We start from the raw sequence: 24,622 nt of genomic DNA on the forward strand, positions 1-24,622 counted from the left end.
ATTGTCACCACGCCCGGACTTGCGGGCGTGGCGGCCGAACAAACTCACAGATACCGCGTCAGCTCGGCCTTGAACTGCCCGTAGACGGCGTCCTCGATCTGGCTGCGCGTGATCCCGATGTCGCGCAAGGCGTGGTCGTCGAGCTCGTTCAGCGTCTTGACGGCAGAGCGGCGCTCCAGGCGATCGAACAGCGCATGGGCGGCGTTGGCGAGCGTGCTGAAAAATCCGCCCGACGAGGATGGGCGTAAACTCCGCCCGGCAGTTTGCGAGATCGTGGTCATTTTTCTTCTCCGGCCTATTGTCCGCGCAGCGAAGCAGGTGCCGTTGGCGCGGACGCTGTGAGCGCCTGCACCTCATTTGCCGTCGGATTGCTCTCGCTCTCCTCGGCTCAATCGCGGAACTTGATGGAACTTAAATGCTCCAGTACACTACTCGGAGCAAGTAAAACATTGCTCTCGGTGCAATAATGTCCAAGTTCGAATACGTGAAGCTTGCCGATGCCATTGCGGCCGATATCACTAAAGGCACGTTAAGGCCCGGCGACCGGCTGCCGCCACAGCGCAACTTTGCCTATGACCGCGGCATCGCGGTCTCGACCGCGAGCCGGGTTTATACGGAGTTGCTTCGCCGCGGGCTCGTCGTCGGCGAGGTCGGCCGCGGCACGTTCATCTCCGGCGACATCAAGCGCGAGGTCGAGGCGTTGAGCGAGCCGCGCGACGCGCGGATCGATTTCGAGGTCAATTATCCGTTATTGCCGCAGCAATGGGCGATGATCGCCAAGAGCCTTGCCGGGCTCGAGCGCGTCGACGCGCTCGAATCCGCCCTGCGCGTCTCGACCAGCATCGGCACCAAGAGCGCGCGCAATGCGGCCGTCGCCTATCTCGCGCGCAAGGATTTTACGCCGCAGGCCGAGCAGATCGTCTTCACCGCCAACGGCAAGCAGTCGCTCGCCGCCGCGCTCGCCGCCCTCGTTCCCACCGGCGGCCGCTGCGGCGTCGAGGCGCTGACCTACCCTTACGTCAAGAGCATCGCCGCGCGGCTCGGCGTGACGCTGGTCCCGATTCCGATGGACGAATACGGCGCGAGGCCCGATGCGATCCAGAAGGCGCATCGCGAAGCGCATCTGTCGGCGCTGTATCTCCAGCCCATCATCCAGAACCCGCTCGGCGTCACCATGAACGCGACGCGGCGCGCCGACATCATGCGCGTCGCCGAGAAACTCGATCTCACCATCATCGAGGACGCCGTCTACGGCTTCCTCGCCGACGACACGCCGCTGGCAGCGCTCGGGCCGGACCGTTGCATCGTGATCGACAGCCTGTCCAAGAAGGTCGCACCCGGCCTCGCGCTCGGCATCCTCGTCACCCCGCCGCATCTGCGCGAGAGCGTGATGAGCGCGGTGCGGACCGGCGGCTGGATCGCCTCGGGCCATGCGCTGGCGTCCGGGCAGCGGCTGATGGCCGACGGCACCGTCGCCGAGCTGACGCGGCTGAAACGGATCGACGCTGCGCGCCGGCAGCAGACCGCGGCAAGGCTGCTTGCCGGCTACCAGATCGCGGCCGACGCCCGTTCCTATCATTTGTGGCTGACGCTGCCGCCACACTGGCGCTCGCAGACCTTCGTCGCCGCAGCGGCCCGGCGCGGCATCGCACTGACGCCATCCTCGACGTTTGCAATTGCGCATGGACACGCACCGAACGCGGTGCGGCTCGCGCTCGCCCCGCCCTCGCTCGAGCAGCTCGATTCCGGCCTGCGCACGCTCGTGTCGCTGCTCGGCACCAAGGAAGAGGATTTCGACTCGACGGAGTAAGCCAGCGCGTTGCGAGCGAAGTGATACCGGTTCGAAAACGCGTCACGACAAAGATCCGGCCCTTCGCTGCTCAGGCCGCCGGCCATTCCGCGATAAAGCCTTTCGCTTTGTACGGCTCGATCTTGTCCCATTCGTGCAGGACACGCCGGCGAAACTCGACATCGGTGTGCCAGAGCGCGCGCGGCGTCGCAAAGCTGTCGACGGTGAGCAGCATCTTCTCGGCTTCAGGCCAGTGCCGGTGCAGCGTCATCGGGTAGCGGCGCGCCGTCCAGGTGTTGCCGAGGCAGATCACGCTCCGGATGTTTCGCAGTCCAAGCGCTGCATCAATGATCGGCAGCGAGAAGATCACGTTCTCGCCGGTGTTCATTGCGCGATGTTCCTCGAGGATGAGGTCCGCCGGAATGCCGGCCGCAACCATCGCTGCCTTGATGATGGTGCACTCAGATTGCTCCGATCCCGGCGTCACGCCACCGCTGACAATCGACCTGCGGAAAAGGCCCTCGCGCCACAGCGTCGCGGCGGTGTCGGCGCGCAAGCCAACGTCCTCGCGGGTGCCGAACATGAACAACAGATCGGCCGGCCGCGGCGGCGTATCGATCAGATGCGTGCGGTTGATTTCGACGATCTCATCCGCTGTAGGCTGGCGCCTGTTGCGATCCATGGTTGGCATGACAGCACGATGCGACACCGGCGCGGGAGCGCGAAGTCACGTTTGATTGCGGCCGATTGCACCTAAGGCAGCAACGCCTTCGGCACACGATCAAAGCTGTAGCTGTGCGGCTGGTTGCGCCGCACGAAGCCGCCGACCTGCCAGGCGAACAGTGCGGCAAAGCCGATGATGAACAGGGCGCCGGCGAACTCCCCGATCATGAGCGCGCGGATCAGAAGCCCCGTCATCGCCACCGTCAGCACCGCCAGGAAGGCCAGCACCGCCGCATAGGTCTTGCGGCCGAGGCCTGCGGTCAATTCGGCGCGGCTGCCGGCTTGGGCCATCCGTGCGTGCAATTCGATGATGAAATCGCGAAAACCGTTGTCCTGCGGCGCCATCAGCGCCGCGGTCTGCCAGCTCGTCGACAGGATCCTGATGCGGCCGCCGCCGGCGTGGCTGACATCGGCGCGAAAGCGGTGCTGCTGCATCGACACCGGGCGAAACGACAGCCGGATCGCCGAGATCTCGTCATAGCGCCACAGGCCGGAGCGGCCGGCGATGTGCCAGGACAGGCCCGCGTCCGTCAGCTCGAAACGATGCGCCGAGCCGATCAGCGACGCCTTGTAGGCGTAGCTCGTGACCGACGGGCCTTGCGCTCCCGAAACCTGCATCCCCACAATCAATCCCGTCCGCGCAATCCCGCCTGCGATCGGCTTGCGCGATCGCCCTCGCCCATCCTACAAGCGGGGCATGGCTGAGACGACCTTTTTTCCGCGCCGCCTGATTCTCGGCGCTGCCGTGATCTCCGGAGTGCTGCTCGCGCTCGCGGTGCACATGCTGGGCGCGCGCTACGGGCTCGATCTCGGCGGGCTCTGGCATTCCGACACGCACGAATTCATACCCGCGGGCGCAGCGATCGCCTGGTGGTTGATTGCCACGGTCGGTTTCTCCGGCGGCTATTTCACGGCGACATTGATGCAAAGCGCCGTCTCCGGGCAGATCCCGCAGCGGATGCGGCAATTCCTGATCGCGGTCGGCGTGCTGCTGCTTGCCGGTGCGGGCCAGGTGGCCGCGGCGCCGAGCCCGATCCCGTCCGTCTCGGGCGTGCTCGCCGGGCTGGCCGCGCTATGTCTTGGCGCCGTGATGGCGTTTTGCGGCGCGCACTTCGCGCTGCGCCGCGGCTAGACATCAGGCCGAGGCGAGCAGCCGCGGCCGGTTCAGCATCAACGCGACATCGGATGCGGGCCGCGGCTTGCTGAAAAGATAGCCCTGCGCCTGGGTGCAGCCCTCGCGCCGCAGCAGCTCGAGCTGCGCGTCGTTCTCGACGCCTTCCGCCGTGGTGACGATGCCGAGGCTGCGCCCGAGGCCGGTCACGGCGCGGATGATCGCCATGGAATCCTCGCGCGTCGCAAGCTCCGACACGAAGGAGCGGTCGATCTTGATCTTGTCGAACGGGAAGCTGCGCAGGTAGCTCAGCGACGAATAGCCGGTGCCGAAATCGTCGAGCGAGATCCGCACGCCCATGGCGCGCAGCTCGTGCAGGGTGGTCAGCGTCGCCTCGCTGTTCTGGAGCAGCACCGATTCGGTGATCTCGAGCTCGAGCCGCCGCGCCGCGAGCCCTGATGCTGCCAGCGCATCGGTCACGGATGCAATCAGGTTCGGGCTCTTGAACTGCACCGGCGACAGGTTGACGGCGACATCGACATCGTCCGGCCAGGTGGCGGCGTCACTGCAGGCGCTGCGCAGCACGAACTCGCCGAGCTGAACGATGAGGCCGGTCTCCTCGGCCACCGGAATGAAGTTGATGGGGGCGATCAGGCCGCGCTGCGGATGGTTCCAGCGCAACAGCGCCTCGAAGGCGACGACGCGACCGCTGGCGACGTCGCGGATCGGCTGGTAGTACGCCTCAAACTCGTCGCGCAGCAACGCCGCCCGCAAGTCCATCTCCAGCAGCCGCCGCGCCTGCGCGCGCGCATCCATGCCGGTCTCGAAGAAGCGATAGGTGCCGCGGCCGTCCGCCTTGGCGCGGTACAGCGCGAGGTCGGCGTTCTTCAACAGCTCGTCCGGATTGTCGCTGTCCTGCGGCGACAGCGAGATGCCGATCGAGACGCCGATCACGATCTGATGGTCGTCGATCTCGTAAGGCGCAGAGATCACCTCGACGAGGCGGCCGGCAAGGGCTCGCGCCGCGGCTTCCTCGGAGCGCCCGATCTGGACCACGGCGAACTCGTCGCCACCGAGGCGCGCCACGGTGTCGCTCGCGCCGACAGTGGCCTTCAGCCTGCGACCGACTTCCTTGAGCAGCGCATCGCCGATGGGATGACCGAGCGAGTCGTTGATGTCCTTGAAGTGATCGAGATCGAGGCACAGCACCGCGAGCTGGTCGCCCGACTTCGCCCGGCCCAGTCCCTGCTCGAGCTGCTCGTGGAACAGCACGCGGTTCGGCAGATTGGTCAGCGCGTCATGGCGCGCCATGTGCGAGATCTTGGCCTGCGCCTCCAGCCATTCGGTGATGTCCTCGAAGGTCGCGACCCAGCCGCCGCCTTGCATCGGCTGGTTGACGACGCGGATGGAACGACCGAACCGGGTGACGACCTGGCTGGTCGTGCGGCCCTCGCGCGCGTCGGCCACGAGGCGCGCGAAGAATTCGCCCGCATCGCCCTGCCACTGGCCCTTGGCCTGCTCTTCCCGCAGCACGTCGACGAGCAGGCGGCCGGCGAGCGGAATGTCGGTGCGGCCGAGCAACGCTGCGTAGCGCTCGTTGAAGAGCTGGATCTTGCCATCCGCATCGAACATGCACAGTCCCTGCGACATGTTCTCGAGCGCGGTATCCAGCACGACCTGCTGGCGTCCCAGTTCGCCCTTGGCGCGGCGGTCGAGCAGAGCCGCCGCGAGCGCAATCGCGATGATCGCAGCGGCGGCGCTGGCGGTGAGGATCGACAATGAGGCCGGCGGGATCGACAGGCCGCTGATCACGACCGCAGGATCCGGCGTCAGCTCCACGGCGCCCATGGCGGTGAAATGATGTGAGACGATGGCAAGCGTCAGCAGCACCGTCGCGCCGAGCGCGCCCGCAAGGCTGTCGCGCCGGCCCGCAACCACCAGGGCAAGCGACCCGAGAACGATGCCGAGCACGATCGAGACCGTCACTGTGCCGGTCGTCCAGCCGATGTGCGCGGGAATCTCGAGCGCCATCATGCCGGTGTAATGCATGGCGGCAACGCCGCCACCAACGACGGCGCCGCCGAGCGCAACCAGGCCCGCCCGCGTCACCGACACCGAGATGCTCAGCCCGATGAAGGTGACCGCGATCGCGAAGATCAGCGACAGGACCGTCAACGGAATGTTGTAAGCGCCGCCCGCACCAGGACCGTAAGCCTGCATCGCGATGAAATGGGTTGCCCAGATGCCGCCGCCGGCGACGACGGCATCAAGCGCGACCCACGATACGCGAGCTCCCCCGCGCGCCGCACGCGCGCGGTGGAACAGGCTGATCGCCGCCGCGCTGGCGAGCAGACACACCGCTCCGCCGAGTGCGACCAGACGCCAATCATGCTGATCCGTCAGGCAGTAAAGAACTTGATACATTGCCGGCCCCTATTCCAACCGCACTAGAGCCGGCAGAGATGGACAGTCGGTAACCGGCTATGCGCCGGTTTCGGGAATGGTGAACAGAGAATGTGTGGGATCGCTCACATTGAGCGCCCTTGCGCCTTTGCGTCAGGTGCATTTGCGCCGAGGCCGATCACGGCGGCGGCGAGCAGCAGGACGGCCGCCGATATGATTAGCGACTGGTGAAGGCCCGTCATGAATGCACTGTCCGAAGCCACCAGCGAGCCGAACAGCGCGACGCCGAGCACGCTGCCGGTCTGCCGCGTCGCGTTCAGGACACCGGCGGCGATGCCGGAGCGCGCCTTCTCGATGCTGCCAAGCAAGGTGGAGGTCAGCGGCGGCACCAGCAGGCCAAGTCCGCCGCTGATCGCGATCATCTGCGCAAAGATCGCCCAGTAGCTGGTCCCGGCTTCGGTCCAGAGCAGCCCGAGACAGCCGAGCGCCGAGATACAGCGCCGACCACGATGGTCGGGCACGAGCCGATGCGCTCGGCCAGACGCGGCGCCAGCAGGTTGACCGGCAGCACTGCGCCCATCATCGGCACGAAGGCGAGCCCGGTCCACCAGGCCGACAGCCCGTTGATCCTCTGGAAATACAGGCTCAGCACGAAGATCAGGCCGTAGATCGCGATGTTGACGAGGAGGCCGACGATCGTGGTCAGGGTAAACAGCCGGTGACCGAACAGCGACAGCGGCAGCATCGGCTGCACGGTGCGGCTCTCGCGCCAGACGAAGAGCACCGCGAATGGGGCTGAGGCGACGAATGCTGCGATCACGGCTGGATGGCTCCAGCCGAGCGCGCCAGCTTCGATGATCGCGCCGGCAAGCGTGCCCAACGCAGCGATCGCGGCGAGCTGGCCGGGCAGATCGATCTCGCGCGCGCGCGACCGCGTGGTCTCGCTGGCGTAGCGCCAGCTCAGCCACAAGCCGGTAAGACCGATCGGCAGGTTGACCAGGAAGATCGCGCGCCAGCCGACCAGCGTGATCAGTGCGCCGCCGACGAAGGGACCGGCAGTGAGCGCCAGGCTGGCGCCGGCGGCCCAGACCGCCACGGCGCGGCCACGCGCGCGGTCGTCCGCATAGGCATGATTGAGCAGCGCCAGGGAATTCGGCACCAGGATCGCCGCTGCCAGCCCCTGGACCAGCCGCGCTGCGATCAGCACGGCCGCATTGGGCGACATCGCGCAGGCGAGCGAGGCCGCGGTGAAGATGGCGAACCCCGCCATGAAGATGCGCTTGGCGCCGATGCGATCGCCGAGCGCGCCTGCGGTCAAAATGAAAGCGGCAAAGGCGATGGTATAGGCGCTGACCACCCATTGCAACTCGGCGACGCCGCCGCCGAGCGATTTGCCCATCGCGTCCAGCGCAGTGTTGACGATGGTGACGTCGAGCTGGACCACGCCATAGCCGAGGCTCATCGCGGCAAGCGTGAGGGACGTTGCAAGGCGCGAGCCGGCACGCTGCGCACTGGCTCCACCGTCGAGAGGTTCATATTTGATGGTGCTGGCTCGCATGCTGCCGCCTCGGTTGCAGCCCCATGCGAAACATACGCTTCCAGCCCGCCGTCATGCTTCGACAATGACCGAATGATGGATGCGTCATACGCGAACGCCGCGCGGATGACCGCGCGACGCCTTGCGCGGCTACGCCCAGCCCTAGCTCGCCGCGCGCAGGTTGACCTTGCTCTCGGCGAGCGTGGTCAGCTTCCTGTCGGTCGCCTTCTCTTCTTCCAGCGTCTTGGCGAGCACGGTGGCGCAGTCGTTGCGGCCGAGCTGCTTGGCCCAGGCAATCAGGCTGCCGTAGCGGACGATCTCGTAATGCTCCGCGGCCTGGGCCGCATTGATCAGGGCGGCGTCCAGCACCGCCTTGTCGGCGACTTCACCGGCGGTCTCGTCGGCTTCCTCGATGATGCCGTCGATCGCCGGGCAGTCGACCGCCTTTACCTGCGAGCCGTGCATCTTGAAAACTTCCTCGAGCCGCTTGACGTGCTGCCTGGTTTCTTCGAGGTGCGTCAAAAAGCCCTGCTTCAGCGGCGGATCGGTAGCCTTATCTGCCATTTTCGGCAGTGCCTTGGTGAGCTGCTGCTCGGCATAATAGATGTCCTGAAGCTGGTGCACGAACAGGTCGCTCATGGTCTTGATGTCTTTTGTGAACAGTCCCATCGTTCCGATCCTCTCGGTTTCGGGAACACGGAGGCGTCGGCTCACACGAAAAAGCCGATGATTCCGCCATGTTCGATTGCTGATGGAGCGCTAACCAGCGCACAGTACCGACGGTCCAAAAAAGCTCGCATCGCTTGCGTTGGAACAATGCCGACTGCGGGCGGACACGAAATCATGTCAAGATGCGGACGCGCGTTCCAGGCAAGTGCCTCGACTCATATGCTTAACGCGCGCCCGATATGAACCACATATGACAAAAGCGGCGGTCCACCGCAGAACCTATCGGTCGAACGCAGAACCAATCGTTGTCAAGGGCTGCACAAGTCGCTGTTTTTGCCTTAAATGAGCTACATCATGCCTAGCGGTCGAAGCCCATTTCGGGCAGTGATCGCACCCGACCGGCCAATGTCTGGCCGATCGGTCTTGCCCCCCGCCGGGAGGATGAATGCACGGACTGCTGCCCGCGCTGAAGCGCGGCTTCAAGAGATGGATCGGCTGGCGACGGCTCGGTGTTGCTGCGAGCGTCTTCATCATCGCCTTCGCGATCACCACGCTTGCGCGCACTCTCAAGGACATCGATACCGGCGTCATCCTGACCGCGTTGACCGAGATTCCCCGCGGGAATATCGGGCTGGCGGCGATCTGCGTCGTCTTCGCGTTCTGTACGCTGACCTTCTACGACTATTTTGCACTGCGAACGATCGGCAAGAAGCATGTGCCCTATCGCATCGCAGCACTCTCCAGCTTCACGTCCTATTCGATCGGCCACAACATCGGCGCCACCGTCTTTACCGGCGGCGCGATCCGCTTCCGGATCTATTCGGACTACGGGCTGAACGCGATCGACGTCGCGAAGATCTGTTTCCTGTCAGGCCTGACCTTCTGGCTCGGTAACATCTTCGTGCTCTCGATCGGCATGGTCATCCATCCGGATGCCGCCTCATCGATGGATCAACTGCCGTCGTCGATCAACCGGCTGATCGGGCTCGGCGGCCTCGCCTCGATCGGCGCCTATCTGGTCTGGCTCTGCATGGGCGAGAAGCGCCGCGAGCTCGGCCAGAAGGGCTGGAAAGTGGTGCTGCCCTCGGCGCCGCTGACGCTGGTCCAGATCCTGATCGGCGTGGTCGATCTCGGCTTCTGCGCCACGGCGATGTACCTGCTGATGCCGGCCAATCCGTCGATCGACTTCATGTCGCTGGCGGTGGTGTTCATCCTGGCGACGCTGATCGGCTTTGCCAGCCACGCGCCCGGCTCGATCGGCGTGTTCGATGTCGCCATGCTGGTCGCGCTGCCCGAATTCGGCCGCGAGCAGCTTCTGGCGACCCTGCTGGTCTTCCGCATTCTCTATTTCGTGATCCCGTTCGGCCTCGCCATCTCCATCATGGGCGCGCGCGAGCTCTGGATGAACGTGGTCGAGCCCTGGCAGGAGCGGCGGCGGCTGGCCGAGGCCTGCGCGCAAGGCAACCTGCCCAAGCAGGTAGCAGCGATGGAACGCGAGCGGTCGTTGCGACAGGCCAGCAAGCGGTAAGGCGGGCGGGCGACCGTCAGACAGAGGTTGCGGGCGGGGCAGCAATGCTCTCTTATTTCCGCCTCAACTTTGCCGTTGAACACGCGGGCCATGATCCCTTTTTCCTTTCGTACCCTCCCCGCAGGCCTCCTGCTGCTTGCCGGGATTCTGACGTCTTTGCCGCTCGAGCGCGCCGCCGCGCAGAACGCCGGTGCGATGCAGATATCCTGGGAGGTGCGCAACCGCTTCCGCCTGTTCCGCGAGGAGCGCGACTTCCAGCTCCATGTCGAGAACGCGCGTAACCGCAGCATCCTCGCCGCCGAGCAGTCGCTGGAGCTCCAGAGCGAGGGCCGCGGCTGGGCCCGCAACATGGTCAACCGGCTCTGCATCGACCTCCAAGGCCGGGTCAACCAGCCCTGCACCCGCGACAACGTCAAAGAGAATTACCTCACCCCGACCGACCATCCGGTGACCGTGCGTCTGACCGGCGCGGTGCCGGTCGGCGCCACCTGCGCCTGGTCGTTCGACGACGGCGACGGGCCGCAGACCTCGACTTTCGATTGCGCCGAGCCGATCAACCTGCGCGTCCGCTACGGCAAGCAGACGGTCGCGAGCGTCGACGTCTCCTCCGGCTCCGATCCGACCCAGCGCGTCCAGGCCGAGATCCAGGTCCGCGACATCTTCGTCGCCGGGCTCGGCGACAGCATCGCCTCCGGCGAAGGCAATCCCGACCGGCCGCTGGCGCTGTCGGACGAAGGCTTCTGCTTCCGCTCCTATCTCGGTACCGCCGGTGCGCAATACTACCGGCCGAGCCGTGCCGGCTATAAAGGTGGCCGCGCCTGCGAGGCACCCGACACGCTCGCCAACTGGCAGCATTACGGCGCGCTCTGGTTCAACTCGCCCTGCCACCGCTCGCTCTACAGCTACCAGGCCCGCACGGCTCTCGCGCTCGCGGTGCGCTACACCCACATCGCGGTGACCTTTCTGCCGCTCGCCTGCACCGGCGCCAGCATCGGCGACGGACTGCTGGGCTCGCAGCGCGCCCGCGAATGCCCGCCCGGCAAGACGGGCGTCTGCAACACCAGCGTGAACGCCCAGGTCGCCGAGCTGCGTGAGGCGCTCACCGCGGCGAAAAAGCGCCAGCCGGACCGCACGCTCGATCTCGTGCTGCTCTCGGTCGGCGCCAACGACGTCTATTTCTCCGGCCTCGTCGCCGACGTCATCGTCGACACCGCGACCGAGCGCGCGCTGTTCCGCCGCTCCGGCGTGATGGCGAGCGTCGATGATTCCCGCGATGCGCTGGCGCGCGAGCTGCCGCAGAATTTCGTCAAGCTGCGCGAGGCGCTGAAGCCGCTCGTCGGCGGCGACCTCTCGCACGTGCTCTATGTCTCCTACGCCAATCCCGCGCTCGCCGATGGCGGCGTGCCCTGCCGCGGTGGCCGCGCCGGGTTCGACATCCATCCGTCCTTCAACGCCGATCCGCAGCGCCTGGCTCGCGTCTCGACCTTCGTCGACACCGAATTCCTGCCGCAGCTGAAAGGCCTCGCCACCTGCACGCGCGGCGCGCTGTGCCGCGATCCCGAAGCCGATCGCATGACCTTCGTGGACTCGCACCAGGCGGCATTCGCCGATCACGGCTTCTGCGCCCATTCGGGCAACGATCCCGAATTCGACCGCACGTGTTTTGCCGAGAACGGCCAGAGCTTCAATCCCGATATCGTGAGCGCAGCCAGCCAGCCGATGCTGTGCGGCCGCGGCGCCTCGGAGTATCGCGCCTACCTGCCGCGCGCGCGCTGGGTCCGCGATGCCAATGACAGCTATTTTGCCGCGATGACCTATCCGCAAGGTCTGCCGGCGGCGAGCCAGCCGACCGACATCCACGACGCCACCTGGGGCGTGCTCTCCGCCGTCTACGGCGGCGCCGTGCATCCAAGCGCGGAAGGCCACGCCGCGATGGCGGACGCCGCACTGCCGGCCGCGAGCAGCGTGCTCGGCCTCGATGCCGTGCCGCCCGGCGTGACACGCGGACTGTTGGCGCCGCTGCTGGGCACGCAGCAGTAGCACGACACTGCTCCCACATACTCGGTGTCATCGCCCGCGAAGGCTGGCGATTCAGTACTCCGTGACAGCGGTGATTGAATCGAGAAGCTGCGGCGTACTGGATTCCCCGCTCTCGCGGGGAATGACAGTGGTGTGCGGAGCACGACCTCGCGCATCACGATCGCACATTCTCGTCACCTCACGATCGTTCCCCGCACCTGCCGTTCCATCGATCCAAAAACGGCATCGATCGATACTCCCTTGAACTTGGACACTTTGCCGCGCGCGCCTCTAGGAGTCGCAGTGAGGAAACATTTCGAGTTCTAAGGAGGCGCGTGATGAGCGCAGTGGTGTCGTCCGCAGCGGACGTGAGGAGGTCTCGCGTCAGGCTGTTCATCGTGACCATGTTGTTCCTGGTCACGACCGTGAACTATGCCGACCGCGCCACGCTGTCGATCGCGGGCCCCGCGCTCTCGAAGGAGCTTCATCTCGATCCCGTCGCCATGGGCTGGATCTTCTCGGCCTTCGGCTGGTCCTATGTCGCGGCGCAGGTGCCGGGCGGCTGGCTGCTCGACCGCTACGGCTCGCGCCTCGTCTATGCCTTCAGCATCATCGTCTGGTCGCTGTTCACGATGATGCAGGGCTGGGTCGGCTTCCTCAGCGCCGGCGCTGCCATCACCGTGTTGTTCGCGCTTCGCCTGCTTGTCGGCGTCGCGGAAGCGCCCTCGTTCCCCGCCAACGCCCGCATCGTCGCCGCCTGGTTTCCCGGCAATGAGCGCGGCACCGCATCGGCCTTCTTCAATTCGGGACAGTATTTCGCCACCGTGATCTTCGCGCCGCTGATGGGCTGGATCGCGCATGATTACGGCTGGCGCTTCGTGTTCTTCGTGATGGGTGGGCTCGGCGTCATCATGGGCCTGGTCTGGATCAAGACCGTCTACGGCCCGAAGGAGCATCCCGGCATCAACGAGGCCGAGTTCGATTACATCAAGGAAGGCGGCGCGCTGGTCGATCTCGATGCGCCCAAAAACGATCTGATGCAGGAGCGTGCGCCCGAGTCCGGCTCCGGCTGGGATCACATCCGCCAGTTGCTCTCCAACCGCATGATGCTCGGCGTCTATCTCGGCCAGTATTGCATCAATACGTTGACCTATTTCTTCCTGACCTGGTTCCCGGTCTACCTCGTCAAGGAGCGCGGCCTGTCGATCCTGCAAGCCGGCTTCGTCGCGACGCTGCCCGCGCTGTGCGGCTTCATCGGCGGCGTGCTCGGCGGCGTCATCTCCGACGCCATTCTGCGCAAGACCGGCTCACTGACGATGGCGCGCAAGATCCCGATCGTCGGCGGCATGCTGCTGTCGATGTCGATCATCGCCTGCAACTATGTCGACGGACAGGCGCTTGTGGTCGGCTTCATGGCGCTCGCCTTCTTCGGCAAGGGCATCGGTGCGCTCGGCTGGGCGGTCGTCTCCGACACCTCGCCCAAGGAAGCCGGCGGCGTCTCCGGCGGCCTGTTCAACACCTTCGGCAACCTCTCCTCGATCAGCACCCCGATCGTGATCGGCTACATCCTGGCCGCGACCGGCTCATTCAACGGCGCACTGCTGTTCGTCGGCGCCAATGCGCTGGTGGCCGCGTTCGCCTATCTCGTGGTGGTCGGCAAGATCGAGCGGGTGGTGCTCAAACGTTCCTCCTGAGGGCTCCCACGGGAGCTTGACCAGGCAACTCAACGGCGGCTCCTCAGCCGCCGTCTTTGTTTTGGGGATGATCGATGCTAGAAGTGCCCGGGAAACGCCTTATCCATCTAAGGCATGTATCGATGTTCGACCTCAACCAGCTCCGCTGTTTCGTCACGGTGGCCGAAGAACTGCATTTCGGCCGCGCCGCCGCGCGGCTGAACATGACCCAGCCGCCGCTGTCACGGCAGATCCAGGTGCTCGAGCACATCATCGACGCGCCCTTGCTCGAACGCACCAGCCGCTCGGTGCGCCTGACCCCGGCTGGGCGCAGCTTCCTGCCGGAGGCGCGGCGCATCCTGAAGCTCGCCGAAAGCGCCTCGCAGGTCGCCCGCCGCATTGCGCTCGGCAAAACCGGCTCGCTGAAAATCGGCTTCACGGCGGCTGCCGCCTACGGCTTCCTCCCGGAGCTCGTCGCCGCCTGCCGCGCCAAGCTGCCCGAGGTCGATTTCTCGCTGAAGGAGATGGTGTCCGGTGATCAGTTCGAGGCGCTCAGCTCCGGCCAGATCGACGCCGGGCTGTTGCGGCCGCCGATAGCGCGCCCCGAAGTGGCCAGCCGCCGTGTCGTCGCCGAACCCCTGCTCGCCGCGATCCCGAAGAAGCATCCGCTGGCGAATGCCGAGACCATCACCATCAAGGACTTCGACGACCAGCCCTTCGTGATGTACTCGCCCTATGAGAGCCGATATTTCCACGATCTCCTGGTGGCGCTGTTCACCCGCGCCGACGTGCTGCCGCGCTATGTGCAGCATCTGAGCCAGATCCATTCGATCCTCGCCATGGTCCGCGCCGGCCTCGGCCTTGCCATCGTGCCGGCCGCGGCCGCGAGCCTGAAGATCTCCGACGTGCGGCTGCGGCCGCTGAAGCTGCGCACGCGCGTTCCCGTCGAGCTGTTCATGGTCTGGCGCCGCGACGACGAGAATCCGCTGCTCTCCGCGCTGGTCAAAATCGCAGGCGAATTGTCCTCCGCGGAGGTGATGGAAGATTGATGCTCAATCCGCATCGGTCGATATAGGCTTTGGCTTGGACGCGCATCGAACGGTCTCCTAAACAACGGCGCATGGACGCGCAGGCTTCGGCCCGCGTCCTCCACAACACGCAATTAAGGGAGCAGCGCCGATGAGCAAGATGACCCCGCAGGAAATGGCCCAGAAGATCGGTTCGGGCCTCCTGTCCTTCCCCGTCACGCCCTTCAAGGCGGACTATTCGTTCGATGAGGCGACCTACCGCGCCAATATGGACTGGCTGTGCGGCTATGACGTTGCCGGCCTGTTCGCCGCCGGCGGCACCGGCGAGTTCTTCTCGCTGACGCCGACCGAGGTTCCGCAGGTGGTCAAGATCGCCGTCGACGAGACCAAGGGCCGCGTGCCCGTGCTCGCCGGCACCGGCTACGGCACCGCCACCGCGCGCGAGATCGCGATCGGAGCGGAAAAGGCCGGCGCCGACGGCCTGTTGCTGCTGCCGCCCTATCTGACCCATTCCGAGCAGGACGGCCTTGCCGCCCACGTGGAAGCGGTGTGCGCCGCCGTGAAGATCGGCGTCATCGTCTACAACCGCGACAACGCCATCCTGCAGCCCGATACGCTGGCGCGCCTCGCCGAGCGGTGCCCGAACCTGGTCGGCTACAAGGACGGCATCGGCGACATCGAGCTGATGACCCGCGTCTACACCAAGCTCGGCGACCGCCTCACCTATATCGGCGGCCTGCCGACCGCGGAAACCTTCGCACTGCCTTATCTCGACATGGGCGTGACGACCTATTCCTCGGCCGTGTTCAATTTCGTTCCGGAATTCGCCACCAACTTCTACGCCGCGGTGCGCAAGCGCGACCATGAGACGATCCATGCGGGCCTGAAGAACTTCATCCTGCCGCTGATCGCAATCCGCAACCGCAAGAAGGGCTATGCGGTCTCGATCATCAAGGCCGGTATGAAGGTGATCGGCCGCGATTCTGGCCCGGTCCGCCCGCCGCTGACCGATCTCACCGAGCAGGAGGTTGCGGAGCTGACCGCGCTGGTGAAGAATCTCCCCGCCATCCGATCGTCACAACAAGCTGCAGAATAACAGACAACAACAGGGAGGAGCGTGCAATGGCCCAGACTGAGGTCTCCGGCGCACCGGTCGTCACATCGATGCAGGTGATCCCGGTCGCGGGCCGCGACAGCATGCTCCTCAATCTGAGCGGCGCGCACGCGCCGTTCTTCACCCGCAACATCGTCATCCTCACCGACAATTCCGGACACACCGGCGTCGGCGAGGTACCGGGCGGGCAAAAGATCTGGCAGACGCTCCAGGATGCCCGCGATCTCGTGATCGGCAAGACCGTCGGCGCGATGAACAACATCCTTGCCGACGTCCGCACGGCGTTCGCCGACCGAGATGCCGGCGGCCGCGGCAAGCAGACGTTCGACCTGCGCGTGATGATCCATGCGGTCACGGCGATCGAGTCCGCACTGCTCGACCTGCTCGGCCAGCACCTCAACCTGCCCGTCGCCGCGCTGCTCGGCGAAGGCCAGCAGCGCAAGAGCGTCGAGACGCTCGGCTATCTCTTCTTCGTCGGCGACCGGCGCAAGAGCAAGCTTGACTACGTCAGCGGCGAGACCGGCAAGCCCGAATGGTTCAACCTGCGCCACCAGGAGGCGATGACGCCGGAGACCGTGGTGCGGCTCGCGGAAGCCACCCACGACCACTATGGCTTCGCCGACTTCAAGCTCAAGGGCGGCGTGCTCCGCGGCGAGCAGGAGATCGAGGCCGTCACCGCCATCGCAAAACGCTTCCCCGACGCACGCGTCACGCTCGACCCCAACGGCGCATGGTCGCTCGACGAGGCCATCAGCCTCTGCAAGGGCATGCACGGCATTCTTGCCTATGCCGAGGATCCCTGCGGCGCCGAAGCCGGCTTCTCGGGTCGCGAGATCATGGCCGAGTTCCGCCGTGCCACGGGCCTGCCGACCGCGACCAACATGATCGCGACCGACTGGCGCCAGCTCTCCCATGCGCTGCGCCTGGGCGCGGTGGACATTCCGCTGGCCGATCCCCACTTCTGGACCATGCAGGGCTCGGTGCGCGTCGCCCAGACCTGCCGCGACAATGGCTTGACCTGGGGCTCGCACTCCAACAATCACTTTGACATTTCGCTCGCGATGTTCACCCATGTCGGCGCCGCCGCGCCCGGCAAGGTCACCGCGATCGACACCCACTGGATCTGGCAGGACGGCCAGGCGCTGACCAAGGAGCCGCTCCAGATCAAGGGCGGCAAGATCGCCGTGCCCGAGCGGCCGGGCCTCGGCATCGAAATCGACCGCCCGGCCATCGAAACCGCGCATGAGCTTTACAAGAAGCATGGACTCGGCGCCCGCGATGACGCTACTGCCATGCAGGACCTGATCCCCGGCTGGACCTTTGACGACAAGCGTCCCTGCCTCGTGCGTTAAGAAAATCTCGGAGGACTACATGACTGCGATCCTGAAGAACTTCATCGGCGGCGAATGGGTCGACGGCTCCGGCGTCACCAAGAACATCAACCCCTCCAACACCAACGATCTCGTCGGCGAGTACGCCAAGGCCGACAAGGCACAGACCGAAAAGGCGATCGCGGCAGCCAAGGCCGCCTTCCCGGCCTGGGCGCAGTCGACGCCGCAGGTGCGCTATGACGCGCTGAACAAGATTTCGCTCGAAATTATCGCGCGCAAGGAAGAGCTCGGCCGCCTGCTCGCCCGCGAGGAAGGCAAGACGCTCCCCGAGGGCATCGGCGAGGTCGCCCGTGCCGGCCAGATCTTTGCATTCTTCGCCGGCGAGGCGCTGCGCCTGATCGGCGAAAAGGGTGCCTCGGTGCGTCCCGGTCTCGACGTCGAGCTCACCCGTGAGCCGGTCGGCGTCATCGGCATGATAACGCCCTGGAATTTCCCGATCGCGATTCCCGCCTGGAAGATCGCGCCCGCGCTCTGCTACGGCAACACCGTGGTGTTCAAGCCGGCCGAGCTGGTGCCGGGCTCGGGACATGCGCTGTCCGAGATCATCACCCGCTCCGGCATTCCGGCCGGCGTGTTCAACCTCGTGGTCGGCTCCGGCTCCGTGGTCGGCCAGACCCTGCTCGACCATCCGGATGTGGCCGCGATCTCCTTCACCGGCTCGGTGCAGACGGGACGTAAGATCGCGCAGGCCTGCGTGCTGTCGAACCCGATGAAGAAGTTCCAGCTCGAGATGGGCGGCAAGAATCCGCTGGTCGTGCTCGACGACGCCGACCTCAAGACCGCCGTCGAGGTCGCCGTCAACGGCGCCTATTTCTCGACCGGCCAGCGCTGCACGGCGTCCTCCCGCCTGATCGTCACCGAAGGCATCCACGATCGTTTCGTTGCGGCGGTGGCCGAGCGCCTGAAGGGCCTGTCGGTGGACGACGCGCTCAAGGCCGGCGTGCATATCGGCCCCGTCGTCGACCAGAGCCAGCTCGACCAGGACCTGCGCTACATCAAGATCGGCCAGGACGAAGGCGCAAAGCTTGCTTGGGGCGGCGAGCTGCTCAAGCGCGAGACGCCCGGCCACTACCTCCAGCCGGCGCTGTTCACCGAGGCCAACAACAACATGCGCATCGCGCGTGAGGAAATCTTCGGCCCCGTCGCCGCCGTCATCCGCGCCAAGAACTACGAGGAAGCGCTGGCGATCTCCAACGACACCGAGTTCGGCCTCGCCTCCGGCATCTGCACGAGCAGCCTGAAATACGCCTCGCACTACAAGCGCAACAGCGAGTCTGGCATGGTGATGGTCAATCTGCCGACCGCCGGCGTCGACTATCACGTGCCGTTCGGCGGCCGGAAGGGTTCGAGCTACGGCGCCCGCGAGCAGGGCTCCTATGCGCGCGAGTTCTACACCACGGTGAAGACCGCCTATACCTATCCGGGCTAACCACGGGGAAGATATCGTAGGGTGGGCAAAGCGAAGCGTGCCCACCGCTTACGTTCGGTGTGAAGCATGGTGGGCACGGCGCGTTGCGCCTTTGCCCACCCTACGACTTCAGCTTCTGAGGCAAAGCAGATGGACCAGGACGTCGCAGCGAAAGAGCAGCCCCGCTACATCAAGCTCAACGAGCGCGACAATGTCGCGATCGTGGTCAATGATTTCGGGCTTCCCGCCGGCTCCCGCTTCGCCAGCGGGCTGACGCTGCGCGCCTTCGTGCCGCAAGGGCACAAGACGGCGCTGGTCGACATCGCGCAAGACGCGCCGATCGTCCGCTATGGCGAGGTGATCGGCTACGCGCTCTCGCCGATCCTGGCCGGCGAATGGGTGGACGAAGCGCGCATCCGCATGCCGGAGGCCCCTGCCCTCGACAAGCTGGAAATCTCCACCGCCGTCCCGGCGCCGCTGCCGCCGCTCGAAGGCTTCACCTTCGAAGGCTTTCGCAACACCGACGGCTCGGTCGGCACCAAGAACATCCTCGGCATCTCCTCCTCCGTGCAATGCGTCAAGGGCACGATGGAATACGCCGTGAAGCGCATCCGCGCCGAGTTGCTGCCGAAGTACCCGAACGTCGACGACGTCGTGCCGCTGACGCACGCCTATGGCTGTGGCGTCGCCATCAATGCGCCCGATGCGGTCGTGCCGATCCGCACGCTGCAGAACATCGCGCAGAACCCGAATTTCGGCGGCGAGATTCTGGTCATCAGCCTCGGCTGCGAAAAGCTCGCGCCCGAGCGACTGGTGCCCGAGGGCGTCAGCGACGCCATCGTGCGCATGCAGGACGAAGCCTTCGACGGCTTCGGCGCCATCGTCGATGCGATCATGACCCAGGCCGAAGCCCGCCTGAAAATCCTCAACACCCGCACCCGCGAGACCTGCCCGGCCGCCGATCTCGTCATCGGCCTGCAATGCGGCGGCAGCGATGCCTTCTCCGGCGTCACCGCGAACCCCGCGGTCGGCTTCGCCGCGGACCTGTTGGTGCGTGCCGGCGCGACCGTGATGTTCTCGGAAGTGACCGAAGTGCGCGACGCGATCCAGCTCCTCACGCGACGCGCCATCAACGAGGACGTCGGCCGCGCGCTGGTGCGCGAGATGGCCTGGTACGACTCTTATCTCGCCCGCGGCGGCGCCGATCGCAGCGCCAACACTACGCCCGGCAACAAGAAGGGCGGCCTTGCCAACATCGTCGAAAAGTCACTCGGCTCGATCGTCAAGTCCGGCTCGTCCGCCATCACCGGCGTGCTCTCGCCCGGCGAGAAGGCGACGCAAAAAGGCATGCTGTTCGCGGCAACGCCCGCGTCCGACTTCATCTGCGGCACGCTCCAGCTCGCCTCCGGCATGACGCTGCAGGTGTTCACCACCGGCCGCGGCACGCCCTATGGCCTTGCGGCTGCGCCTGTGATCAAGGTTGCGACCCGCACCGAGCTCGCGCGCCGCTGGAAGGACCTGATCGATTTCGATGCCGGCGGCATCGCCACCGGCGAGAAGACCATCGAGGAAACCGGCTGGGACCTGTTCCGCCTGATCCTCGACGTCGCCTCTGGCCGCACGAAACCGTGGTCGGACCGCTGGGGCATCCACAACGACCTCACGCTGTTCAATCCGGCGCCGGTGACCTGAAGCCGGGCCAACCCGGCTTCACTGGCTGTCGATCAGATGCATGTCGCCGAGCGTGACCGGCAGACTGCGCGTAATGAGATCCGCGACCGCCGCGCGTAGCCGTTCGTTCGCGGCCGGCCCCTCGAACGTCGCGTCGATCGGCCCGCTGGGTCCGGCGAGCCGCATGGTCCCCGTGTTATCGAGCGGCGCGGCCGCCCGCTTCTCGATCACGTCGAACGACTTGCCGTCGATCACGCGCACCTCGTAGAGCGCGTGGATCAGGCCGTAGTCCGCAAGCAGCGTCCGATATTGGGCGAGCCCGATGCCCTCGACGTTGCGGCCGTTGCCGAGCTTCGATCTCGCCCGGGTGATGACGATGTACGCATCCAACCCCTGGGGCGCTACATCGCTGCGAACCAGCTCCTTGAACGGATCGCTGCGCAGGAGATTGACGGGCGCAACCGCCGAATCCCTGATCGCGGCAAACGCGGGACGCCGGTAGCTCACCGCCTGCACGCGAAAGCGTCCGCCGAGCAGCTTCGTCGCCTGCTGGACGATCAGCTCATCCAGCCCCCATGCGCTGATCGAGAGGCTTTGCCCGGCGTTGCCGAGCGCAATCAGGCCGGCTTGCGTCAGGCTCATCTCCTCGCCGATGGCCGAGACGATGCCGACGGTCTTGACCGCCTGGAGCCGGGTCGCGCGCGTCTCGAACGCGGCGGCCGCGCCGAGGGCGATGCAAGCGACCGCCAGGCCAACCCATAGAAAAGCAATGCAGCGCATGGTGATCTATCGAATCCTGAAATCGAACGAATAGGACGCACCGAGGCCGACCGTCGTCTGGTTCGACGATCCCCGCAGCTTCACGAGCGGGCTGTCTGCGGCGTCGCCCAGCAGCTTCTCGTACTCGACATAGGCATGGACTTCCCACTGCGGATTGATGCGATAGGAGATCTGGCTGCCGAAGCCGACCGAATGCGCACCGCCCTTGGCGTCGTACATCGGCAGCCCGGACGCCACGGACTGCACGGCGTCGACGCCGAAATAGGGCGCGGTCGCCTTGGTGCTTTTCCAGGTGAAGCGCGGGCCGGCCGAGATCGTGAGCCTTTGGATCAGCGGCATGATGATGTCGGCGGAGACATCGGCGACCGTGCCGGTATGACCGCCCATGCCCTGGCGCAATTCACTGCGCAGGCGCAGCCAGTCGACCGGGAAATATTCGACGAACCCGCCGAGCTCGTATGCGGCCTTGACGTCGCCAAGGCCGGTCAGCTCGGCATATTTGTCGCTCTTGCGCGACGCGACGTATTTGAACGCGGGGCCGGCGCGAAAATTGCCGACGTCGAGCAGCGCGATGCTGGCGCTGTCGCGGGGCCCGCGAAACTGGTCGACCGATCCGGCACGACGGATGGAGAAGATCGGGATCGGCATGAGTTTCCCGTTCTTCGATCCGACGAAATCCGGAGTGTACTCTCCGCCGATGCCGACCATGACGGTCCAGTTGCCGGAGAGCGAAGGCAGCATCGGCACGTCGAACGGCGGAGCCGGCAGCGTGAACGCCGTCTGCGCCGATGCGGACTGCGCGATCACCATGATTGTACCGAGTGCGGCAAGACACGCGGTCGTCCGCCGCGCATTCACCGTGAGGCGGAGAGCGGCTTCGTCAAAATGCTTCATTACGGGGCCCCGGACCGGCCTTGCTGGCCTGGTCGACTCGTGTGGTTAGGAGCCACAGCATGTGGTCCGGCAAAATTGCCCCAAGATTGCAAGGCGCAGACAGCGCCCTGATCCATTCGCGGCGCATGCCGGGCGCGCCGCCGGACCAATATTGCCCGAACATTGCCGGGCCGCGCTCACCCTCCCAAACTTTGCGCGCTAGAGCCGATCAGCGCCCTCGTTCCTGCCTTTTATTCGCCAAGCTCGCTGCCTTAATGGGAACCCTGCGCACGAGCCGGAACGCCAGACTTCGGCCAGGGAGCGTCACGCTCAGGGTCTTGTTGCCCCAGCAGAGTCAAGGACGTCCCGTGCGCTCCCTCGTAATCGAAGACGAACCGCAGATCGGCGCCTATGTCAGCCGCCTGCTCGGACAATTGCACGGCATTGTCGACGTCGTCGGCTCGATTGCCGATGCCCGTCAGGCGCTGGACAATTTCAAATATGATCTCGCGATCGTCGACCGGATGCTGCCCGATGGAGATGCGCTCCAGGTGGTGACGGCGCTGAGCCGATCGGCGGACCGTCCCGCGATCATCATGCTGACCTCCAAGGACGCCAAGGAGGATGTCGTCGACGGTCTCAATGGCGGCGCCGACGACTATCTCGGCAAGCCGTTCGAGCCGCAGGAGCTCATTGCGCGGGTGCGCGCCGTGTTGCGGCGGCCCCGGCAGCTTGCGCCCTCGGTGCTGTCGCTCGGCAATGTCGAGCTGCATCTCGGCAGCAACGAAGCGGTGGTCGCCGACACGAAAATCCTGCTGCGCCGGCGCGAGGCGCTGATCCTCGGAGCGCTCCTGATGCGCCGCGACCGCGTCATCACCCGCGCCGCCCTGATCGAGGAGATCTACGGCTTCGACGACGAGATCGAATCCAACACGCTCGAAGCGCAGGTCTCGCGCTTGCGGAAGAAACTGACCGAGCTCGGCGGCGATGTCGAGATCCGCAGCATGCGGGGCATCGGCTACATCCTGCGGCTGGCAACACCGCGATGACGTCGATTGCCCGAACGTTTGCGCTGTCGCTTGGCATCGCCGCGACGACGATCTTCCTGATCATGCTCGGTGTCTTCATCTGGCGTTACCCGATGGAGGAACGCGAGTTCAGGGCTTGCCGCATTGTGGTCGCCGTTCTCGATCGCGCCACGGTGATCGAGGGGCAAAACCTGACGGTACGCCCGACTCCCGCCCTCGAGGAGCTTAAAGCGGACAGCCCGAACCTCTGGTACGTCTTGTCCGCGGGCGATCTGGTCAGCGAATACGGGAGCGAACGCCGGCCCACCCTCCCCTTCGCGTTTCCCTATCACGGGCCGATCGGCTCGTCCGTCTTCAGCACACTCGACCAGAAGAACACCTTTTGTCTCGCCGTCGTGCAACGGGGCTCGTTGCAGCTTACGATGATGGTCGGCGAACCCAAGGTCCGCTTCGGCCGGATTGCAAGGAACTTCCTTGTCCGCAGCATTTTCGCGATCATCACGCTGGCGCTGGCCTTTGCGGCGACGGTCGCCATCGGCTCAATGCTGGCCGCACGTTTCGTCTCGCACGGCATCGAACGGGTGGCGCGTCGCGCGCTCGCGATCGACCCATCGGCCCCGCAGGGCCTGATATCCCTGTCCGAAGTCCCCACCGAGCTGAAGCCGCTGGTCGCGGCGCTGAACCGCGCCTTCGGCGAGATCGACGCCTACATCAGGATGCAACGCCGCTTTCTCGGCAACGCCGCCCATCAGCTGCGCACGCCGCTCACGCTGCTGCGCGCGAAAATCGAGGACGTGTCCGAGCCGGCGCTGAGGGTGGAGTTGGTGCGCGACGTCCGCCGCCTGACGTCGCTGGTCTCCGCCATGCTCGACCTGGCGCGATTGCAAAATCATGCGATCGAGAAGCGACCGATCGATCTTGCCGAGATCACGCTGGACGTGCTGGCCGATTTCAGCCCCTCGGCGCTGGACGCCGACATAGAGCTTGCGCTGGAGCACGCCGAAGAAGGTCCGTTCCTGGTGCAGGGCGTCGACGCCGCGGTACGCAGTGCGCTTGCCAATCTCGTCGGCAACGCGCTCATCCACGCCCATGGTGCGCGGCGCATCGTTGCGACGCTCAGCCGCGGCGACATCTCGATCGACGATGACGGCGCGGGCCTGCCCGACGGCGCGGAGCAGAGGCTGCTCGAGCCGTTTCAGACCGGCAACAGCGCGGGCGACGGCGCCGGCCTCGGCCTGTCGATCGTCCGCGAGATCATGGCCGCGCACGGCGGCGAGTTGGTCATCTCCTCCGCGCCGGGCCGCGGCACGACGATGAGCTTGCGCTTTCCCGAGGCCACCGCGACGAGCAGATCGCCGCACCTCGATCTGCAAACGGGCTGACAAGTCGTTTCGAGCCTCGGCGAAACCGTCCGGAAACATTGGCGCGGAAAACTTCTTCCGCGTTTCGTCCTGTCGCATCACGCAATCAAATAGATCCGCCGGCGGCGGTCGAATGTTCGCACACAAGCGAACCTGGCGCGGTATCGCCGCGACCAAACCTCCGATTGCCATCTTCCACGGAGATTTTCCAATGCGCGTTCTTTCGATGATTGCCGTTGCCGGCGCCATGATTGTGAGCTCGGCCGGCGCATTTGCCGGCGAGCTTCCCTCTTACGAAGTGAAGTCGTTTCCGATTTCGACGACCCAAGTGCAGGTTCTCGGCGGCGCCGGGGTCGAGGAGCAGTCGATTGCGCCCGCGATGATCGTCGCCGGCATGCCCGCCTCGCCCGCGCAAGTGTCGGTGCTGTCGCCGCGCGTCAAGCGGCTGGCGAGCGCCAACGCCACGAGCGAAGAACGCTGAGATACAGTTTTCGACCCCGGCTGCGCTTGCCGGGG

The 24,622-nt window shown here is 65.7% G+C and carries 20 protein-coding genes and 1 pseudogene; 13 read left to right on the forward strand and 8 right to left on the reverse strand.

The annotated features are described in order from the left end of the window. Positions 1-44 precede the first annotated feature (44 nt). Positions 45-281 (reverse strand): DUF1127 domain-containing protein, encoded by a 237-nt coding sequence (locus ABIB95_RS10240; RefSeq protein WP_038933822.1) that lies wholly within the window; start codon positions 279-281, stop codon positions 45-47. Positions 282-466: 185 nt separating this feature from the next. Here ABIB95_RS10240 and ABIB95_RS10245 point away from each other — a divergent pair, with 185 nt between their 5' ends. Continuing rightward, a complete protein-coding gene (locus ABIB95_RS10245; RefSeq protein ID WP_354239053.1) occupies positions 467-1,810 on the forward strand; it encodes an aminotransferase-like domain-containing protein in 1,344 nt (447 codons plus the stop codon). 70 nt (positions 1,811-1,880) lie between these two features. Here ABIB95_RS10245 and ABIB95_RS10250 read toward each other — a convergent pair whose 3' ends face one another. Then, entirely contained in the window at positions 1,881-2,480 is a 600-nt protein-coding gene (locus tag ABIB95_RS10250; protein ID WP_354239055.1) for a YdcF family protein, read from the reverse strand. A 62-nt stretch (positions 2,481-2,542) separates the two neighbouring features. After that, positions 2,543-3,130, reverse strand: a complete 588-nt coding sequence (locus ABIB95_RS10255) for a hypothetical protein (protein WP_247309196.1) — start codon at positions 3,128-3,130, stop codon at positions 2,543-2,545. A gap of 79 nt (positions 3,131-3,209) precedes the next feature. Between ABIB95_RS10255 and ABIB95_RS10260 the strand changes: the two genes are divergently transcribed. Then, positions 3,210-3,644: a hypothetical protein gene (locus tag ABIB95_RS10260; RefSeq protein ID WP_028148540.1), complete on the forward strand. Its 435-nt coding sequence runs from the start codon at positions 3,210-3,212 to the stop codon at positions 3,642-3,644. 3 nt (positions 3,645-3,647) lie between these two features. Here ABIB95_RS10260 and ABIB95_RS10265 read toward each other — a convergent pair whose 3' ends face one another. The 3 genes and pseudogenes from ABIB95_RS10265 to ABIB95_RS10275 all read right to left on the reverse strand — a co-directional run bounded on the left by ABIB95_RS10265 (position 3,648) and on the right by ABIB95_RS10275 (position 8,232). Next, entirely contained in the window at positions 3,648-6,047 is a 2,400-nt protein-coding gene (locus ABIB95_RS10265) for a bifunctional diguanylate cyclase/phosphodiesterase (protein ID WP_259256804.1), read from the reverse strand. A 104-nt stretch (positions 6,048-6,151) separates the two neighbouring features. Continuing rightward, a pseudogene (locus tag ABIB95_RS10270) lies at positions 6,152-7,584 on the reverse strand (MFS transporter). A 141-nt stretch (positions 7,585-7,725) separates the two neighbouring features. Continuing rightward, complete coding sequence (locus ABIB95_RS10275) at positions 7,726-8,232, reverse strand: YciE/YciF ferroxidase family protein (protein ID WP_354239058.1); 507 nt, start codon at positions 8,230-8,232, stop codon at positions 7,726-7,728. Between the two features lie 445 nt (positions 8,233-8,677). Here ABIB95_RS10275 and ABIB95_RS10280 point away from each other — a divergent pair, with 445 nt between their 5' ends. The 8 genes from ABIB95_RS10280 to garD all read left to right on the forward strand — a co-directional run bounded on the left by ABIB95_RS10280 (position 8,678) and on the right by garD (position 20,085). After that, entirely contained in the window at positions 8,678-9,760 is a 1,083-nt protein-coding gene (locus tag ABIB95_RS10280; RefSeq protein ID WP_063982249.1) for a lysylphosphatidylglycerol synthase transmembrane domain-containing protein, read from the forward strand. Positions 9,761-9,850: 90 nt separating this feature from the next. Beyond that, on the forward strand, positions 9,851-11,800 hold the full coding sequence (locus ABIB95_RS10285) for an SGNH/GDSL hydrolase family protein (RefSeq protein WP_354239060.1): 1,950 nt from the start codon (positions 9,851-9,853) through the stop codon (positions 11,798-11,800). Between the two features lie 317 nt (positions 11,801-12,117). Then, positions 12,118-13,473, forward strand: a complete 1,356-nt coding sequence (locus ABIB95_RS10290) for an MFS transporter (RefSeq protein WP_259256801.1) — start codon at positions 12,118-12,120, stop codon at positions 13,471-13,473. Positions 13,474-13,595: 122 nt separating this feature from the next. Further along, the gene (locus ABIB95_RS10295) at positions 13,596-14,501 is read left to right on the forward strand and encodes a LysR family transcriptional regulator (RefSeq protein ID WP_354239062.1); all 906 of its coding nucleotides are present in this window, start codon (positions 13,596-13,598) and stop codon (positions 14,499-14,501) included. Positions 14,502-14,631: 130 nt separating this feature from the next. Further along, positions 14,632-15,576 carry a 5-dehydro-4-deoxyglucarate dehydratase gene (kdgD, locus tag ABIB95_RS10300; protein WP_038952797.1) on the forward strand — a complete coding sequence of 315 codons (945 nt, stop codon included), beginning with the start codon at positions 14,632-14,634 and terminating at the stop codon, positions 15,574-15,576. A gap of 26 nt (positions 15,577-15,602) precedes the next feature. After that, the gene (gudD, locus tag ABIB95_RS10305) at positions 15,603-16,946 is read left to right on the forward strand and encodes a glucarate dehydratase (RefSeq protein ID WP_354239064.1); all 1,344 of its coding nucleotides are present in this window, start codon (positions 15,603-15,605) and stop codon (positions 16,944-16,946) included. Between the two features lie 19 nt (positions 16,947-16,965). Continuing rightward, entirely contained in the window at positions 16,966-18,414 is a 1,449-nt protein-coding gene (locus ABIB95_RS10310; RefSeq protein ID WP_354239066.1) for an aldehyde dehydrogenase family protein, read from the forward strand. A gap of 129 nt (positions 18,415-18,543) precedes the next feature. Next, positions 18,544-20,085, forward strand: coding sequence for a galactarate dehydratase (garD, locus tag ABIB95_RS10315; protein WP_354239068.1), 1,542 nt, complete (start codon positions 18,544-18,546; stop codon positions 20,083-20,085). 18 nt (positions 20,086-20,103) lie between these two features. Here the strand turns inward: garD and ABIB95_RS10320 are convergent, their stop codons facing one another. Together ABIB95_RS10320 and ABIB95_RS10325 are read right to left on the reverse strand one after the other, a co-directional pair. Next, positions 20,104-20,844: a hypothetical protein gene (locus ABIB95_RS10320; RefSeq protein WP_354239070.1), complete on the reverse strand. Its 741-nt coding sequence runs from the start codon at positions 20,842-20,844 to the stop codon at positions 20,104-20,106. Between the two features lie 6 nt (positions 20,845-20,850). Beyond that, positions 20,851-21,738 carry a MipA/OmpV family protein gene (locus ABIB95_RS10325; protein WP_354239072.1) on the reverse strand — a complete coding sequence of 296 codons (888 nt, stop codon included), beginning with the start codon at positions 21,736-21,738 and terminating at the stop codon, positions 20,851-20,853. Between the two features lie 347 nt (positions 21,739-22,085). On the opposite strand from ABIB95_RS10325, the gene ABIB95_RS10330 reads away from it, so the two are divergent. The 3 genes from ABIB95_RS10330 to ABIB95_RS10340 all read left to right on the forward strand — a co-directional run bounded on the left by ABIB95_RS10330 (position 22,086) and on the right by ABIB95_RS10340 (position 24,587). After that, a complete protein-coding gene (locus ABIB95_RS10330; RefSeq protein WP_166342649.1) occupies positions 22,086-22,766 on the forward strand; it encodes a response regulator transcription factor in 681 nt (226 codons plus the stop codon). After that, on the forward strand, positions 22,763-24,127 hold the full coding sequence (locus ABIB95_RS10335) for a sensor histidine kinase (protein WP_354239075.1): 1,365 nt from the start codon (positions 22,763-22,765) through the stop codon (positions 24,125-24,127). Before ABIB95_RS10330 ends, ABIB95_RS10335 begins: the two co-directional genes overlap by 4 nt. 190 nt (positions 24,128-24,317) lie before the next feature. Continuing rightward, complete coding sequence (locus ABIB95_RS10340) at positions 24,318-24,587, forward strand: hypothetical protein (protein WP_354174942.1); 270 nt, start codon at positions 24,318-24,320, stop codon at positions 24,585-24,587. Positions 24,588-24,622: the final 35 nt, after the last annotated feature.

Source organism: Bradyrhizobium sp. LA2.1 (assembly GCF_040547725.1).
GTDB classification, from domain to species: Bacteria; Pseudomonadota; Alphaproteobacteria; order Rhizobiales; family Xanthobacteraceae; genus Bradyrhizobium; species Bradyrhizobium barranii.

Excerpts from the sequence above, each read along its gene's own strand:
- ABIB95_RS10340 (WP_354174942.1), top strand. The coding sequence starts at position 24,318 with ATGCGCGTTCTTTCGATGATTGCCGTTGCCGGCGCCATGATTGTGAGC.
- ABIB95_RS10265 (WP_259256804.1), bottom strand. The coding sequence starts at position 6,047 with ATGTATCAAGTTCTTTACTGCCTGACGGATCAGCATGATTGGCGTCTG.
- kdgD (WP_038952797.1), top strand. The coding sequence starts at position 14,632 with ATGAGCAAGATGACCCCGCAGGAAATGGCCCAGAAGATCGGTTCGGGC.
- ABIB95_RS10240 (WP_038933822.1), bottom strand. The coding sequence starts at position 281 with ATGACCACGATCTCGCAAACTGCCGGGCGGAGTTTACGCCCATCCTCG.
- ABIB95_RS10295 (WP_354239062.1), top strand. The coding sequence starts at position 13,596 with ATGTTCGACCTCAACCAGCTCCGCTGTTTCGTCACGGTGGCCGAAGAA.
- ABIB95_RS10325 (WP_354239072.1), bottom strand. The coding sequence starts at position 21,738 with ATGAAGCATTTTGACGAAGCCGCTCTCCGCCTCACGGTGAATGCGCGG.
- ABIB95_RS10290 (WP_259256801.1), top strand. The coding sequence starts at position 12,118 with ATGAGCGCAGTGGTGTCGTCCGCAGCGGACGTGAGGAGGTCTCGCGTC.
- ABIB95_RS10280 (WP_063982249.1), top strand. The coding sequence starts at position 8,678 with ATGCACGGACTGCTGCCCGCGCTGAAGCGCGGCTTCAAGAGATGGATC.
- ABIB95_RS10310 (WP_354239066.1), top strand. The coding sequence starts at position 16,966 with ATGACTGCGATCCTGAAGAACTTCATCGGCGGCGAATGGGTCGACGGC.
- garD (WP_354239068.1), top strand. The coding sequence starts at position 18,544 with ATGGACCAGGACGTCGCAGCGAAAGAGCAGCCCCGCTACATCAAGCTC.
- ABIB95_RS10335 (WP_354239075.1), top strand. The coding sequence starts at position 22,763 with ATGACGTCGATTGCCCGAACGTTTGCGCTGTCGCTTGGCATCGCCGCG.
- ABIB95_RS10260 (WP_028148540.1), top strand. The coding sequence starts at position 3,210 with ATGGCTGAGACGACCTTTTTTCCGCGCCGCCTGATTCTCGGCGCTGCC.
- ABIB95_RS10285 (WP_354239060.1), top strand. The coding sequence starts at position 9,851 with ATGATCCCTTTTTCCTTTCGTACCCTCCCCGCAGGCCTCCTGCTGCTT.
- ABIB95_RS10320 (WP_354239070.1), bottom strand. The coding sequence starts at position 20,844 with ATGCGCTGCATTGCTTTTCTATGGGTTGGCCTGGCGGTCGCTTGCATC.
- gudD (WP_354239064.1), top strand. The coding sequence starts at position 15,603 with ATGGCCCAGACTGAGGTCTCCGGCGCACCGGTCGTCACATCGATGCAG.
- ABIB95_RS10250 (WP_354239055.1), bottom strand. The coding sequence starts at position 2,480 with ATGCCAACCATGGATCGCAACAGGCGCCAGCCTACAGCGGATGAGATC.
- ABIB95_RS10245 (WP_354239053.1), top strand. The coding sequence starts at position 467 with ATGTCCAAGTTCGAATACGTGAAGCTTGCCGATGCCATTGCGGCCGAT.
- ABIB95_RS10275 (WP_354239058.1), bottom strand. The coding sequence starts at position 8,232 with ATGGGACTGTTCACAAAAGACATCAAGACCATGAGCGACCTGTTCGTG.
- ABIB95_RS10255 (WP_247309196.1), bottom strand. The coding sequence starts at position 3,130 with ATGCAGGTTTCGGGAGCGCAAGGCCCGTCGGTCACGAGCTACGCCTAC.